Origin of the sequence: Streptomyces sp. M92 (assembly GCF_028473745.1) — a bacterium.
In the GTDB taxonomy this organism is placed as follows: Bacteria; Actinomycetota; Actinomycetes; order Streptomycetales; family Streptomycetaceae; genus Streptomyces.
In genome coordinates this window covers 7291687-7307045 of record NZ_CP101137.1, presented here as the reverse complement: position 1 = coordinate 7307045, position 15359 = coordinate 7291687, and the positions used below count along the sequence as shown (strand labels likewise).

Below are 15359 nucleotides of genomic sequence, written 5' to 3'. Positions count from 1 at the left end.
GGCCCATACGATCTGCGGCCCGGGGCTGCGGCCCCCGCGGCGCGCACCCGTGTCCCCCGTTCGCGGTAACGTGAGCACCGATGAACGCCAAGTCCGACGTGCGGCTGCCCGCCGTTTCCGTGATCATGCCGGTCCTCAACGAGGAACGGCACCTGCGCGGCTCCGTCCGCGCCATCCTCGCCCAGGAGTACGCCGGCGAGATGGAGGTCGTGATCGCCCTCGGTCCCTCCACGGACCGCACGGACGAGATCGCCGCCGAACTCGTCGCCGAGGACCCCCGCGTCCACACCGTGCCCAACCCCACCGGCCGCACCCCCGCCGCGCTGAACGCCGCGATCAAGGCGTCCCGCCATCCGGTCGTCGTGCGCGTCGACGGCCACGGCATGCTGTCGCCGAACTACATCGCCACGGCCGTAAGGCTCCTGGAGGAGACCGGCGCGCAGAACGTGGGCGGCATCATGCACGCCGAGGGCGAGAACGCCTGGGAGGACGCCGTCGCCGCCGCGATGACGTCGAGGATCGGCGTGGGCAACGCCGCCTTCCACACGGGCGGCGAGGCAGCCCCGGCCGAGACGGTGTACCTGGGTGTGTTCCGCCGCGAGGCGCTGGAGCAGCAGGGCGGGTACAACGAGGAGTTCGTCCGCGCCCAGGACTGGGAGCTGAACTTCCGCATCCGCGAGGCCGGCGGTCTGATCTGGTTCTCGCCCGAGCTGCGGGTCTCCTACCGGCCCCGCCCGTCCGTGCGGGCACTGGCCAAGCAGTACAAGGACTACGGCCGCTGGCGGCACGTCGTCGCCCGCTACCACGCCGGTTCCATCAACCTGCGCTACCTCGCCCCGCCGACCGCCGTGTGCGCGATCGCCGCCGGTGTGGTGGTGGGCGCGGCGCTGACGCCGTGGGGCTTCGTCGTGCCCGGCGGCTACCTGGCCGCGATCGTCGCCGGGTCGCTCCCGGCCGGCAAGGGGCTCGGGCTCAAGGCGCGGGCCCAGATCCCGGTGGCGCTGGCGACCATGCACATGTCCTGGGGGTGGGGCTTCCTGACCAGCCCGAAGTCGCTGGCCAGGAAGGTCATCGCCTCGCGGCGCCCGGCGGTCCGGCCGGACGCGGAGACCGCCGGGACGCGGTGACGTCCGTCAGGACCAGGTGAACGCCGGGACGCGGTGACGTCCGTCAGGACCAGGTGAACGCTGGGACGCGGTGACGTCCGTCAGGACCAGGTGAACGCCGGGTTCACGTGCATGCAGGCGCTGTCGTCCGCGCCGTTGAGCGCCTCGGCCGACTCCGGGACCGAGTTGTCGGACTCGGGCGCCTCGTACCCCGTGCCCTCGCGCCAGTCGGCGCCGACGACGAGGGTGACGCCCGAGACGTCGGTCGACTGCCGCACCGCATCCGCGGGGATGCCGACGGCCTTGGCGACCCGTCGCGCGTCGCCCTCGAGGTCGGCGCTCGGGTAGTGGACGGTGGTGCGGTCCTCGCTGGGCAGCACCGAGGGATCGGCGACGGCCTGGCCGAAGCCCTGCTCCACCAGCAGCCCGGCGACCGTGTCCGCGCGTCCGCGGGCCGCCGCGAGGGTGTCGGTGCGGGTGCCGTTGCGGACCTGGACCGCGATCTCGGCGTCGGGTGCGGCGGGGTCGGCCGGTTCCCTCGGCGCCTGCGAGGGCTTCTTCTTCTCCGCGTCCCCGCCGTCCAGCGCGATGTCCTCGCGCACCAGCCGGAACAGTTTCCCGGCGTCCTCGGTGGGCTCCACGCGGGCGCCCACGTAGCGGTTGGGCATCGTGGTCATGGTGATGCGCCCCGGCTCCACCTCGCGCAGTTCGTCGCTGAGGTCGTACAGCTTCTTGACGGTGTCCAGGCCCGGATCGACGGTCAGTGCCCGGGTGGCCTCCTCGGCGAGCCTGCGCAGCTTGTTCGGGCTGCTCAGGGTGGCGTTCTCGCGCAGCGTGCGGACCAGTGAGTTCAGATACATGTGCTGGGCCTTGGCCCGGGCGAGGTCGCTGCCGTCCTCGAAGCCGTAACGGGTGCGCAGCCACTGCAGGGCCTGCTCGCCCTTGACGGGGTGGGTGCCCTTCTCCAGCTTCAGGCCGGAACCGTGGCCCTTGCTGTCGCGCGAGTGGATGTTGGCGTCCACGCAGACCGGGACGCCGCCGACGGCGTCCGCCATGGACACCACGCCCGCGAAGTCGACCATGATGAAGTGGTCGATGCGGATGCCGGTGAGCTCCTGCCAGGTGGCGACCGTGCAGCCGGGCCCGCCGTGGCCGAGGCTCTGGTTGGTCATCGTCCGGCCCTCGCTCGCCGGGTAGACCTTCCCGTCGTCAGGGTCGGTGCACTTGGGGATGTGTACGAGGGTGTCGCGGGGCATGCTGACGACCGACATGTTGCTGCGGTCGGCGGACAGGTGCACCAGCATCTGCACGTCCGCCAGCGGCGTGGAGCCGAACGTCTCCCGGGCGCCGCCCAGTTGCTGGTTCTCCTCGCTGTCCCGGGCGTCGGAGCCGATCACGAGGATGTTCAGCGGGGTCTGCCCGGCCGCGTTCGGCGTCGGCGCGGCGACCTTGCTGTCGCCCAGGTTCAGCGGGTCCTTCCTGATGTTGCTGTTGAGGTGCTCGTAGTAGAGGTAACCGGCGCCCGCCGTACTGGCTATGAGCACGGCGAGTGTCAACGCCGTCCAGCGCAGCACCCGGCGGCCCCGGCCCTTGCGCCGTCTGCCGACCGCCTCGACGCCCCCGTCGCCGGCCTGGTCGACGGCTGCCCCGGACCGCTCGGCGGCGTCCGGTGCACCCTGCCGCGTTTCCTCCCCCTGCACACTGCTTCGCGTCATCTCCGCGTCCCCTCCCGCCCCCGCGCCGCCGCGCGGGCCCGTCGCCGTCCTGTGAGACGTACGGCGGGCCCGTCAGGTCAACTGGCGCACAGCTTCTGGTCGGCCGTGGTCTTGTCCACGTCCGGCGTCTTCACGGATGTCGCGTCGAGCTTGATACCGGCGCCCTTGAAGTCCTTGCCGAGGGTGAGGGTCATGGTGGGCAGGCCCTGGGCGTTGGTGACGCTTTCGCCGGGTTTCATGGCGGCGCCGGACAGGCCGAGGATCTCGGCGAGGGCGCGGGCCTGGTCGGCCTGGTCGGGGGCGTACTCCAGGGTGGTCCTGGCGATCTCGGCGTCGGCGTTGCCCGCGTTCTCGGACTTGGTGACGCCGGCCTCGTTCTGGAGGTAGCGCAGTTCCTGCGAGGCGCTGCCGCCGGGGGCGCCGCCGTTGAGGATGCGGACGCGGATCTCGGAGGGGTCGGACTTCGCCCCCTCCAGACGGGCGGCGATCGCTGCGGCCTCCTTCTTCTTCTCCGCCTTCTCCTTCTTCTCGACCTCGGTGAAGGAGACGTCGTTGCGGATCGTGTTGAAGACCTGTTCGGCGGTGCCCGGCGCGAGGACGACCGTCACCGGCTTCGGCTCGTCCGGGTTGTCGATCACCGGCACCGTCATGAACGTGATGTTCTTCGTCGGCACCTTCTTCAGCTCCAGGGCGATGTCCTTGAGCGTGCCCACGTTGCCGATGGGCTTGTCCACGGTCAGCGCCTTGGTGGCGGCCTCGGCGAGCTTCACCAGCTTGGTGGGGCTGGTGAGGGTGTCGCCGGAGGCCATCTTCCGCATCAGCGAGCTGAGGAACTGCTGCTGGACCTTGATGCGGTCCAGGTCGCCCTCGTTGCCGAAGGCGTGCCGGGTGCGGACGAAGGCGAGGGCCTGCTCGCCCTCGACCTTGGACTCGCCGGCGGGCAGCTTCAGGTGGGACTTGGGGTCGTCGACGGCGTGCTCCACGCAGACGTCGACGCCGTCGACGGCGGTGGTGAGCGTCTTGACCGCGTTGAAGTCGGCCATCATGAAGTGGTCGGGCTTGATGCCCGTCGCCTCCGTCACCGTGCGCATGGTGCAGCCCGCGTTCCGGCCGCCCTCGCCGAGACTCCGGTTGAAACGGACGTCCTGGTCGCCGGGGACGATCTCCTTCGAGCCGTCCTCCTGCGTGACCTCGCAGTCGGGGATGTCGACGATCAGGTCGCGGGGGATGCTGAGCGCGGTGGCGTTGGAGCGGTCCTCGGCGACGTGCAGCAGGATCGTGGTGTCGGCGTGGCCGACGCTGCCCTTGTCGCCGTAGCCCTCGTTGCCCGCGCCGGTGCGCTTGTCGGTGCCGATGATGAGGATGTTGAAGGCTTCGTCCTTCTTGAAGCTGCTGCTTCCGGCGCTGCCCACGTCCGTCGTCGTGACGTTGCCCTCTAGGTGCTTGAGGTAGAGGTAACCGCCGACGCCGGCCGCGAGGACGACGAACGCGGTGCCGCCGCCGCCCCACAGCAGGGCCTTCCTGCCCTTCGACTTCTTCTTCGCCGGACGGCGTCCGCGCCGCCCCGGCGCCGGCTCCTCGGGGGCCGAACGGCGCCGCCGCTGGGGCGGGACCTCCCGGCCGGGCGTGGCCGTACGGCCCGCCGTGCCGGTGGTGCCGCCGTCGCCCGGGGAGGGGGTGCCGCTGTCGCGGGGGGCGGACCTGCGGGGGCCCGGCACGGGTGACTGCGGTGCGGAAGGGGGCAGTCGCAGCTCGTATTCACCGGTGCGCGGATTCAGTACCCACTGGTCTGCGGGGTCGACGTCGTCTGCCCGCCCACGTCCTTGCGCGTCCACGGTCTCCCAATCCTCCGTAGGGGCCACGCGGCACCTTCTGCCGGAAGGCGCACGATAAAGGGTCAACATGTGCACGACGCCAGGGCGGACCTCGCGGCGGGGGCACTGGAGCGCTCACACTATCCGCCCGGTTCGGCGTGCAACTACTCCGGTGGCGCGCCCGCCGTCCCTACAAGCGGGCAAATCCCTCCTATTTTCCTGAGTTCCTACCATCGGTAAGGTGCGTACACGTCCATGCACTTACCGGTGTCCGAGCCGTTGAGGGCGTCGCTGTTGTCCGGCAGTTCTCCGGCGTCGGGCTTCTCCTGCCGCGGATACGAGGTGCCGGAGCGCCAGTCGGCTCCCACCACGAGCGTGATCCCCGACACGTCCGCGGACCGGCGCACGGAACTCGCCGGGATACCCAGCGCCTCGGCCACGCGCCGCGCGTCCCCCGCCGTCTCCGGGCCCGGGTGGCGGACCACGGTCTTCTCCTCGGCGAGCGCGGCCGAGGTGTCCGTGGCCGCCTTGGCGAACCCCTTGCGCGCCAGCACCTCGGCGACCACGCTCGCCCGGCCGCCGACCGGGCCGAGCGTGGCGGAGCGGGTGGCGTTCTGCACGAGGACGCCGATCTCGGCGTCGGGGGCGGCCGGGTCCTTCCCGGTGGCGGAGTCCGCGCCCTTGTTGCCTGAGTCCTTGCCGCCCTTGTCGTCGAAGGACACGTCCTCGCGGAGCATCGTCCACATCTTCTCGGCGTCACCGGCCGGGAGCAGGTGGTTCCTGTCCTGGGGGTCCTCCACGGTGGGCATCGTGGTCATGGTGATGCGGTCCGTGGGGACGGTCTTGAGCTGCATGCCCAGGTCGTAGAGCTCCTTGACCGTGCCGATCTCCTGCGACACCGTCAGGGACCTGGTGGCGGCCTCGGCCAGGTCCATCAGCCGGCCGGTGTCGGTGAAGACGTTCTGCCCCTTCAGGGTGCGGATCATCGAGTTCATGTACATGTGCTGCGCACGGGCGCGCAGCAGGTCGCTGCCCCAGGCGTGCCGGGTGCGCAGCCACTGGAGCGCTTCCTCGCCCTTGACCTTGTGCGAGCCCTTCGTCATCTTCAGCCCGGAACCGCCGGGCACGGCGGGCAGCGGGCGGTCCCACACGTTCTGGTTGACGCAGACCTCGACCCCGCCGACGGCGTCCGCCATCGCCACCACGCCCGCGAAGTCGATCGTCATCCAGTGGTCGATGTAGACGCCGGTGAGGTTCTCCCAGGTGGCCAGGGTGCAGCCGGCGCCGCCGCGGCCCAGGGACTCGTTGATGATGGCGTTGGTCGCCGGGTACTTCTCGCCGGTCTTCGGGTCCGTGCACGCGGGGATGTCGACCCTGGTGTCCCGGGGGATGCTCACCACGGCGGCGCTCTCTCGGTCCGCGGACAGGTGGATGAGCATCTGTACGTCGCCCAGGGGCGGGTTGCCGCGGTTGTTCCGGCCGCCGCCCAGGGCCACGTTGGCGTCGGAGGCGCGGCTGTCGGAGCCGATCAGCAGGATGTTCAGGGGCGTCTGCCCGGCGGCGTTCGGCTCGGGCTTGTCCGCCTTGGAGTCGCCGCTGCTGCGCTCGCCCTTCTGGATGTTTCCGTTCAGGTGCTCGTAGTAGAGGTACCCGGCGCCGGCCGTGCCGAGTATCAGCACCGAGAGGACCGTCGCGGACCATCGCAGCGCGCGGTGCCGGCGCCCGGAGCGACGCCTCCCGGCCCGCCTGCCCGGACCAGGGCCGGGGCCGTCTTCGGGGTCGCCGTGGTCCGGGGCTGAATCCGGTCGTGTCCGCTCCCCGTGCACACTGCTCTGCGTCATGTCCCTCTTCCCACCCTCGACCCCGCGAACGTGCCCAGGTGCCCGCTCCGTTCGCACAGTTGGACGTACGAGGTGCCCCGTTGGCTGTACGGCGGCGCCGACGGACTCTCGTACTGCCAGACGCTGTCGGGGCCCGTCAGGTCACTTCGCGCACTCGACCTTGTCCGCCGTGGACTTCTTGGCGCCCTCGGGGACCTCGGCCGACGCGTTGAGCTTCGCGCCGGCTTCCTTGAAGTCCTTGCCGAGGGTGAGGGTCATGGTGGGCAGGCCCTGGGCGTTGGTGACGCTTTCGCCGGGTTTCATGGCGGTGCCGGACAGGCCGAGGATCTCGGCGAGGGCGCGGGCCTGGTCGGCCTGGTCGGGGGCGTACTCCAGGGTGGTCCTGGCGATCTCGGCGTCGGCGTTGCCCGCGTTCTCGGACTTGGTGACGCCGGCCTCGTTCTGGAGGTAGCGCAGTTCCTGCGAGGCGCTGCCGCCGGGGGCGCCGCCGTTGAGGATGCGGACGCGGATCTCGGAGGGGTCGGACTTCGCCCCCTCCAGGCGGGCCGCGGCGGCGGCCTTCTCCTTCTTCTCCTTCTCCGATTCCTTCTTCTTGACCTCGGTGAAGGAGACGTCGTTCTTGATCATGTCGAAGACCTGCTGGGCGGGCCCCTCCTGGAGGACGACCGTCGCCTTGACCGTCTCGGCGGGGTTGTCCCGCACCGGCACCGTGGCGAAGGTCAGGTTCTTGGTGTTGAGCTTGCCCAGCTCCAGCCCGAGGTCCTTCAGCTTGCCGATGTCGTCCAGCTTGGAGTCGACGGTCAGCGCCTCGGTCGCGGCCTCGGCGAGCTTCACCATCTTCGAGGGGCTGGTGAGCGTGTCGTTGGACTTGAGCTTGCGCATCAGCGAGCTGAGGAACTGCTGCTGGATCTCGATGCGGCTCAGGTCGCCGCCGAAGCCGACGGAGTGCCGGGTGCGGACGAAGGCCAGGGCCTCCTCGCCCTCGATGGTGTGCTTGCCCGCGGGCAGGTTCAGGTGCGAGTCGGGGTCGTTGATGTCCTTCGCGAGGCACACCTCGACCCCGCCGACCGCCGAGGTCAGCGTCTTGACCGCGTTGAAGTCGGCCACCATGAAGTTGTCGGGCGTGACGCCCGTCAGCTCGGTGACCGTGCGCATGGTGCAGCTGGGCGTACGGCCGTTCTGGCCGAGGCTGTTGTTGAAGCGGACGCCGGTGGTGCCGGGGATGACCTCCATCGTCCCGTCCTCCTGCGTGGTGGGGCAGTCGGGGATGTCGACGATCAGGTCGCGGGGGATGCTGAGCGCGGTGGCGTTGGAGCGGTCCTTCGCGACGTGCAGCAGGATCGTGGTGTCGGCGTGCCCGGCGCTGCCCGCGTCGCCGTAGCCCTTGTTGCCCGCTCCGGTGCGCTTGTCGGTGCCGATCAGCAGGATGTTGATCGCCTCGTCCTTGCGGAAGCCCCCGGTGCCGGCGCCGTCGTCGGGGAGCGACTGGATGTTGTCGTTGAGGTGCTGCAGGTAGAGGAATCCGGCCGTGGCCGCGGCGAGGACCACGAACGCCATGGTGCCGCCGGTCCACAGCAGGATCTTCTTGCCCTTCGACTTCTTCTTCGCCGGACGCCGCCGTCCCCGCCGCCCGGGCGGCGGCTCCTCGGGCGTCGAGCGGCGCCTGCGGGGAGGGGGGACCTCACGGCCAGGGGCGGACGGGGGAGCGGGGGCGGCGCTGCGGGGACCCGGAATTCTCGACTGCGGTGCGGAATGGGGTGGTCGCAGTTCGTATTCACCGGTGCGCGGGTTCAGTACCCACTGGTCTGCGGGGTCTACGTCTTCCGCCCGCCCACGGCCTTGCGCGTCCACGGTTGTCCGAATCCTCCGTCGGGGCCACGCGGCGCCCTCCCCCCGAGGCGCCCGGACTGGCTCACTGAGTGCGCGACCCCGGGTATCACCTCGTGGCCGGGCACACCGGCCCGATCACATTAGCCTCACGGTTCCTCACCGGGCGACGCCCGTGACACATTCCACGAACCTTACAACTGGGCATTCCGACGCATTTATTGGACAACTGTCCGCACTTCCGCGCGCGGTTCCGCGTACCGCTCGCCCCGTCTTGGAATGCGTTTTACTCGCAGACGTCTTCGGCGGCGGTGTTCCCGCTGAACGTCGGCGCCGGGGAATCCCCGGTTCCGGATTCTCCGGATTCGCCGGATTCTCCCGGCTCCCGGGCGCGGGGTGACGCCTCCCCGTCGGTCCCCGCCGCGACCGCCACGGGCTTGTCGGTCCTGAGGCGGGTGAACAGTTCCTCCGCGTCCGGTTCCACGAGTTGGTCGCGATTGGCGTCTCCCGCGTACGACTCCCGCGGCACGGTCAGGAATTGCACGCGTCCGGTGGGAATGTCGCGGAGCCCTCGTACGAGGTCGTACAGGCCGCGCAGGCTCGCCAGATCCGGATCCGTCGTGAGCGAGGAAGTGGCCGCGTCCAGAACGGGATACAGCTTCACGGGATTCAGCAGTACGTCATTGCTCTGCACCTTGTTGACGAGGGCGCCCAGAAAGCGCTGCTGCCGGTCCATCCGGTCGGTGTCGCTGCCGTCGCCGAGCGACTTGCGGGCCCGGACGTAACCGAGGGCCTGCTCCCCGTCGAGCGTCACCCTGCCCGCGGGCAGCCGCAGTTCGGCGTCCTCGTCGTTCACCGGCTCGCGCAGGCACACCTCGACGCCGTCGAGCGCGTCGACCATCTTCTTGAAGCCCTGGAAGTCGACGACCACGTGGTGGTCGATCCGGATGCCGGTCAGCTTCTCGGCCGTCCGGATCGTGCACGCCGAACCGCCCACCTCGTAGGCGTAGTTGAACTGGGCGAACACGGGCTCCGAACGCTTCCCGTCCGAGCGGCGGCAGCCGGGCACGTCCACCATCAGGTCGCGGGGGAGGGAGACGGCGGTGGCGCTGTCCCGGCCCGCGGCCAGGTGCAGCAGGATCGTGGTGTCCGACCGTTCGGTCCCGTCGTTGCGCCCGTAACGGGCGTTGCCTTCGCCGGAGCGGGTGTCCGACCCGATCACCAGGACGTTCTGCGCGCCGCGGACCAGCGCGGTGGGCCGATCCTTCTCGTACCGGGCGAGCTCGGCCGCCGCCGCCTCGTCGGCGGTGATGTTGCCGCTCAGCTTGGCGTAGACGGCCCATCCGGCCCCCACGGCGCCGACGGTCAGCACGGCGACCCCGGCCCCGGCCCACCCCAGCCGCCGCCTCCGACGCCGCCTCCGCAGCCCGTCCCCGGTCGCGGACGCCCCCGCACCGGCCCCGGGGCCACCACCGTCGTCGTCGCTCACGTCTCCCTCCGTCCCGCACACGTGCGCTCCTACGACCATGACCCGAGCGGACGCGAATGACGGAACGGGGCTACGCCGAACGGGGCTACGCCGAACGGGGCACGAGGCCCGTCTCCTCCCCCCAGCCTGCGAGCGCGCGCGACCGCCTCCCTGCCCAGCCTCCGGCGTGCGCGACCGCCTCCCCACCCAGCCTGCGGGCGCGCGTACCCGCCTCCCCCACCCAGCCTGCGGGCATTCGTGCCGCTTAGGGCGGCACGGGTGGGCGCTGGGGGTACCCCGCTGGGGGAGGCACCCCGTCAGCGCCGGGCCGCGTGACCCACCCCGCGCCCACACCCACGCCGGTGCCCGCTCTACGCCGGACGCGCAACCCACCTCACCTCGGCGCCGGCACCCCCTGCGGGCACCTCACCGAGCCGTAGCCGAAACCCGCTCCGCCTCGATCCGCTGATCCAGCACCCCGTCCCCCGCCCGCTCCAGATGCCGGCACAGCACCACCGACCCCCCACTCGCCAACGGCCCGTACAGCCCCGCGCTCAACCCCTCCCACGTGTCGTACGGCAACCCCGACAGAATCCGCGCCCCCGGCCCCGTGAGCCCCAGCCCCGACGCCTCCGCCCGAGCCCGCTCCACGACCTCCGCCCCGCTGAACTCCCGCCCGGCGACGATCAGCGCGGGTGCCTCCGGATCCACCGGCACGTACGGCACGAACCGGTCCCCCTGCCCCGGCACCTCCACCGCGTAATCGGCGAAGCCCTCCGGAGCGGCCGGTACGAACCGCCCCCCGAGCGGCCGCAGCGCCAGCGCGATCCGTGGCCCCGGGCACGCCCGCGCCGCCTCCAACGACTCCGGGTCGGGCCCGCTCACCACGACGTCCGCCGCCGCGGCGTCGCCCGCCACGTCCGCGACCACACCCACCGACGCACAAGCCAGCAGCCACACCGCCGTCTGCCAGTGCGCGGGCAGCAGCAGCGCGACCCGGTCGCCGGGTTCGACGGACAGATCGTCCTGGAGCAGGTTCGCGGTCTTGGCCACCCAATTGGCGAAGGTGGCCACGGACAGTTCGACGCGTTCGCCGGTGGCGTCGTCGTAGAAGGTCACCAGCGGGCGTCCCGGGTCCGCGGCGAGCGCGGAACTCAGCAGGTCGGCAGGTGTGCGATCGGTCGCGTTCATCCGCGCAAGGGTACGCGGGCCCGCCCCCGCGCACCGAGCGTACGGCGTACCGCACCGCCACCGGATCGGGCGAAAACGCCCTACGGCCCGTCAGTTCACCATTGGACAGATTTGTACATGAATGACCACGATCGCTTGCATGCGTGGAATCCTTGCTTCCTCGATCGGTGTCACGTGTGCGGCGGCCCTGGCCCTCCCGCTCACCCCGCCCGCGTCGGCGGCAACCACCCCCGCGAACCGAGGAGCGGCGCCGACCGGGGCGTACGCCCCCGGCAGCACCCAGTCGCTGCCCCTCGCCCCCCTCAGCCGGGACCGCGCCCCCGGCGCGGCCGAACAGGGCGTCCCCCGCCGGGACGTACCGCGCTTCTCCCTGGTCGGCGTCGTCTGGGACGACCCGGCCACCGAACTGCACGGCCAGGTCCAGGTCCGCACCCGCGCCGCCGCCACCGGCGTCTGGTCCGGCTGGCAGGAGCTGGAGACCCACAACGCCGACCACGCCGCCGACCCCGGCACCCCCGAGAGCACCTCGGGCCGCGTCCGCGGCGCCACCGCACCGCTGTGGGTGGGCGAGTCCGACGGCGTGGAGGTCCGGGTACGGGCGGACAGGGCGCCGGGGGCCGCCCGCACCGCCTCGCACACCACCGGATCCGCCCGGCACACGGCCTTCGCACTGCCCACCGGCATGCGCCTCGAACTCGTCGACCCCGGTGAGGGAGCCCCGCCCGCCCCGGCGGACGGCCCTCGCACCACCACCGCCGGCCCCGCCCCGCTCGGCGCCCACGAGATCCCCGCGGAACGGCAGCGGGCCAAGCCGTACACCGGCCCCCGCCCCGCCATCACCACGCGCCGCGGCTGGGGAGCCGACGAGAAACTGCGCGAGAAGAAGTCCGTGTACACGAAGAAGGTGAAGGCGGCCTTCGTGCACCACTCGGCCACCGGCAACGACTACCGCTGCTCGCAGGCCCCGTCAGTCATTCGCAGTATCTACCGGTACCACGTCAACAGCATGGGCTGGCGCGACCTCGGCTACAACTTCCTCGTCGACAAGTGCGGAAAGATCTACGAGGGACGGGCCGGGGGAGTGAGCAAGGCCGTCCTCGGAGCGCACACCTACGGCTTCAACTCCAACAGCATGGGCATCGCCGTACTCGGCACCTACAGCTCCAAGAAGCCGTCGTCCGCCGCCGTGAAGGCGGTCGCCCGGCTCACCGCGTGGAAGCTCGGTCTCTCCGGCATGAATCCGCGTGGGAAGACATACCTGAAGTCCGGGGGTGGCAATCTCTACCGAAAAGGTAAGAACGTACGACTGAACGTCATCTCCGGGCACCGTGACGGCTTCGCCACGAGCTGCCCCGGCAAGAAGCTCTACGGCAAGCTCGGCACGGCCCGCTTGACGGCGGCGAAGTACCAGGGCCGCTGAGGGGGGCACACCGCACGACCACCGACGGCGCCGAGGAACGGTCTGCATACACTGGCCGGCCGAAAGACAGTTCGGCCGGTCCCGGCAGGAAGCGGAGACGACGGTGACAGAAGCGATCCTCCTGGTCGGGGGCAAGGGCACGCGGCTGCGGCCGCTGACGGTGCACACGCCCAAGCCCATGGTCCGGGCGGCGGGGGTGCCGTTCCTCACGCACCAGCTGGCGCGGGCCAAGGCCGCGGGCGTCGAGCACATCGTCCTCGCGACGAGCTATCTGGCCGAGGTCTTCGAGCCTTACTTCGGCGACGGCTCGGCCCTCGGGCTCCACCTCGAGTACGTCACCGAGGAGGAGCCGCTCGGCACCGGTGGCGCGATCCGCAACGTGGCGTCCCGGCTGCACTCCGGCCCCGAGGAGCCGGTGCTGATCTTCAACGGCGACATCCTGACGGGCCTGGACATCGGGGCGCTGGTCCGCACGCACGAGACGACGGGCGCGGACGTCTCCCTGCACCTGACGAAGGTGACCGACCCGAGGGCGTACGGGCTGGTCCCCACGGACGACACGGGCCGGGTCCTGGCCTTCCTCGAGAAGCCCCAGACCCCCGAGGAGATCGTCACCGACCAGATCAACGCGGGCGCGTACGTCTTCCGGCGCTCGGTCATCGACACGATCCCGGCGGGGCGGCCCGTCTCGGTCGAGCGGGAGACCTTCCCGGAGCTGCTGGCCACCGGAGCGCACCTCCAGGGCATGGTCGACTCCACGTACTGGCTGGACCTGGGCACGCCGGCGGCCTTCGTACGCGGCTCGGCGGACCTGGTCCTGGGCCGCGCCCCGTCCCCGGCGATACCGGGCCGCTGCGGGGACCGTCTCGTCCTGCCCACGGCACGCGTCGCACCCGACGCCAAGTTGGCCGGCGGGACGGTCGTCGGGGAGGGTGCCTTCGTGGCGGAGGGAGCGCGCGTCTTCGGCAGCACGATCCTTCCGGGCGCGGTCATCGAACCCGGCGCGGTCATCACCGACTCCCTCATCGGCACGCGCGCCCGCGTCGGCACCCGTTCGGTCCTCACGGACACGGTCATCGGCGACGGCGCGGTCATCGGCGCCGACAACGAACTCCGCTCCGGGGCACGCATCTGGTGCGACGCCCACATTCCGCCGGCGGCACTGCGCTTCTCGTCCGACACGTAGGCCTCCGGCGGTGGGGCGGGCTGCCTGCGGCGGCCTGTGGCTGTTCGGTGGGGGTGCGGATGCGGATGCCTGCGGCGGCGCCGCGGGTTGGGTGGGGGTGCGGGTAGCGCGGCGTGTTGTCTGTGGGTCGGGGCCGCGCCGGGGGTGTCCGTCCTCGGAACGGCGCGGAATCGGTCGGCTACGGGGGTGAACGGCGCGGACGCGCCAACCGCTGCGGGCGGACACCCCGACACGTCCCCTTCCCGCCGTACGCGGCCAACCGCCCGCGCGGGACGCGCAGTCGCCGGGTGGCTGCCTCGCCATCATGCGCGGCCGCGGACCACCGTCCCACCCAGCTGCGGTCCCCACCTAGCTGCGGGCAGTCGTGCCTCCCCCCTCAGTGCCTGAACGGCCTGGGAGGTACCCCCAGGGCGGTGGGGGTCCCCCCGCTCGAGCGAAGCCGAGAGTGGGGGAGGGTGGGCGGCGGGGGCACCCCCCCCGCTCATGGGGACCCCTCCCGCGCGAACGAAGCCGAGCGTGGGGGAGAAGCCGAGCATGGGGGAGAAGCCGAGCATGGGCGAGAGGCCGAGCATGGAGGAGAAGCCGAGAGTGGGGGAGAAGCCGAGAGTGGGGGAGAAGCCGAGAGTGGGGGAGGCACCCCGCCACGCCGAGCCGCGCGACCCACCCCCGCCCGCCCACACCCACGCCGGGTGCGAAGGGAACCCCGGCCGACGCGCCCGACCTCACCCGCCGCCCCTCCACGTCACAACCGCTCAATCCCCCGCGGAGCCATCCGCGGCGCCCGCCGCCCCGGCACCCGCCCGCTCAGCAGCACCAGCCGAGCCGCCCGATGCCGCTGCCCGGCATACGGCTCCAGCAGCCGCAGCATGGCGGAGTCGTCCGCGTACCGGTCCCCGCCCAGCGCGAACCCCACGATCCCCGGCAGGTGCAGGTCCCCCACCGTCACCGCGTCCGGCGCACCGTGACTGCGCTGCACGGTCTCCGCGGACGTCCACGGCCCGATCCCGGAGACGATCTCCAGCCGCTCCTGCGCCGCCGCCGGCTCCATACCGGCCGCCTCCTCGAGCCGCGCGGCGACCCGCACCGCCCGCAGGATCGTCGACGCCCGCTTGTTGTCGACGCCGGCCAGGTGCCACTCCCAGGACGGGATCAGCGCCCACGTCCGCGCCGCCGGCATGACGTACATCCGACCGGGCGCGGGCCCCGGCGCCGGCTCACCGTACTTCCGGACGAGCAGCCGCCACGCCTGGTACGCCTCCAGCGTCGTGACCTTCTGCTCCAGGATCGAGGGGATCAGCGACTCCAGGACCAGTCCGGTCCGCGTCAGCCGCAGCCCCGGACGCCGGTGCGCGGTGTGCGCCAGCAGTCTGTGCCGCGGCACGAACGCGGACGGGTCGTCCTCGGCGCCCAGCAGCCGCGGCAGCCGGTCCAGCAGCCATTCCGCTCCCGGCCCCCAGGCCTCGCCCCGCACCTCGCCGCCGCGTGCGGTGACCCGCAGGGTGCCCGGGCCGGCGGGTGTCCGGCTGGCCCGCCACACCGACCCGTCCGGCATCGTCCGGAAGGTCGGGTCGCCCGGCCCGCGCCGCAGCGGCCCGAGGACCAGCCCCAGCTCCAGCGGCCCGTCCGGCACCCACACGCGTGCCTTGCCCGGTGCGGCGGCCTGCCGGGGCACGGCGGGCGAGGGCACGACGGTGTCCCCGGCGCGCACCGTGGCGCGCGTGGGGCGGGGAGCGAAACGTCCTGCCACGAGAGAGGTCCTTGGGACGAGGGGAAGGAAAAGCTCCTACGAGG

The 15359-nt window shown here is 71.9% G+C and carries 10 protein-coding genes; 3 read left to right on the top strand and 7 right to left on the bottom strand.

Annotated elements, in window-relative coordinates; translation table 11 throughout:
- Nucleotides 1-80: 80 nt before the first annotated feature.
- Nucleotides 81-1127 (top strand): glycosyltransferase family 2 protein, encoded by a 1047-nt coding sequence (locus M6G08_RS33690; RefSeq protein WP_272590914.1) that lies wholly within the window; start codon nucleotides 81-83, stop codon nucleotides 1125-1127.
- An 80-nt stretch (nucleotides 1128-1207) separates the two neighbouring features.
- On the opposite strand, the gene M6G08_RS33685 is transcribed toward M6G08_RS33690, so the two are convergent.
- From M6G08_RS33685 to M6G08_RS33660, 6 genes are all read right to left on the bottom strand, one after another.
- Complete coding sequence (locus tag M6G08_RS33685) at nucleotides 1208-2821, bottom strand: LCP family protein (RefSeq protein ID WP_272590913.1); 1614 nt, start codon at nucleotides 2819-2821, stop codon at nucleotides 1208-1210.
- A 77-nt stretch (nucleotides 2822-2898) separates the two neighbouring features.
- A complete protein-coding gene (locus M6G08_RS33680; RefSeq protein WP_272590912.1) occupies nucleotides 2899-4656 on the bottom strand; it encodes an LCP family protein in 1758 nt (585 codons plus the stop codon).
- Between the two features lie 206 nt (nucleotides 4657-4862).
- Nucleotides 4863-6476 (bottom strand): LCP family protein, encoded by a 1614-nt coding sequence (locus tag M6G08_RS33675; RefSeq protein WP_272590911.1) that lies wholly within the window; start codon nucleotides 6474-6476, stop codon nucleotides 4863-4865.
- A 141-nt stretch (nucleotides 6477-6617) separates the two neighbouring features.
- Nucleotides 6618-8327 (bottom strand): LCP family protein, encoded by a 1710-nt coding sequence (locus M6G08_RS33670; protein ID WP_272590910.1) that lies wholly within the window; start codon nucleotides 8325-8327, stop codon nucleotides 6618-6620.
- Between the two features lie 262 nt (nucleotides 8328-8589).
- Nucleotides 8590-9831 (bottom strand): LCP family protein, encoded by a 1242-nt coding sequence (locus M6G08_RS33665; protein WP_443048993.1) that lies wholly within the window; start codon nucleotides 9829-9831, stop codon nucleotides 8590-8592.
- 366 nt (nucleotides 9832-10197) lie between these two features.
- Complete coding sequence (locus tag M6G08_RS33660) at nucleotides 10198-10962, bottom strand: TIGR03089 family protein (protein WP_272590908.1); 765 nt, start codon at nucleotides 10960-10962, stop codon at nucleotides 10198-10200.
- A 139-nt stretch (nucleotides 10963-11101) separates the two neighbouring features.
- Between M6G08_RS33660 and M6G08_RS33655 the strand changes: the two genes are divergently transcribed.
- Nucleotides 11102-12382 carry an N-acetylmuramoyl-L-alanine amidase gene (locus M6G08_RS33655; protein WP_272590907.1) on the top strand — a complete coding sequence of 427 codons (1281 nt, stop codon included), beginning with the start codon at nucleotides 11102-11104 and terminating at the stop codon, nucleotides 12380-12382.
- 103 nt (nucleotides 12383-12485) lie between these two features.
- Nucleotides 12486-13568, top strand: a complete 1083-nt coding sequence (manB, locus tag M6G08_RS33650) for a mannose-1-phosphate guanylyltransferase (protein ID WP_073729130.1) — start codon at nucleotides 12486-12488, stop codon at nucleotides 13566-13568.
- Between the two features lie 742 nt (nucleotides 13569-14310).
- Here the strand turns inward: manB and M6G08_RS33645 are convergent.
- Nucleotides 14311-15315, bottom strand: coding sequence for a DNA-3-methyladenine glycosylase family protein (locus M6G08_RS33645; RefSeq protein WP_272590906.1), 1005 nt, complete (start codon nucleotides 15313-15315; stop codon nucleotides 14311-14313).
- Nucleotides 15316-15359: the final 44 nt, after the last annotated feature.

Coding starts and splice junctions, on each gene's coding strand:
- M6G08_RS33690 (WP_272590914.1), top strand. CDS start 81: ATGAACGCCAAGTCCGACGTGCGGCTGCCCGCCGTTTCCGTGATCATG.
- M6G08_RS33685 (WP_272590913.1), bottom strand. CDS start 2,821: ATGACGCGAAGCAGTGTGCAGGGGGAGGAAACGCGGCAGGGTGCACCG.
- M6G08_RS33675 (WP_272590911.1), bottom strand. CDS start 6,476: ATGACGCAGAGCAGTGTGCACGGGGAGCGGACACGACCGGATTCAGCC.
- M6G08_RS33665 (WP_443048993.1), bottom strand. CDS start 9,831: ATGGTCGTAGGAGCGCACGTGTGCGGGACGGAGGGAGACGTGAGCGAC.
- M6G08_RS33660 (WP_272590908.1), bottom strand. CDS start 10,962: ATGAACGCGACCGATCGCACACCTGCCGACCTGCTGAGTTCCGCGCTC.
- M6G08_RS33655 (WP_272590907.1), top strand. CDS start 11,102: ATGCGTGGAATCCTTGCTTCCTCGATCGGTGTCACGTGTGCGGCGGCC.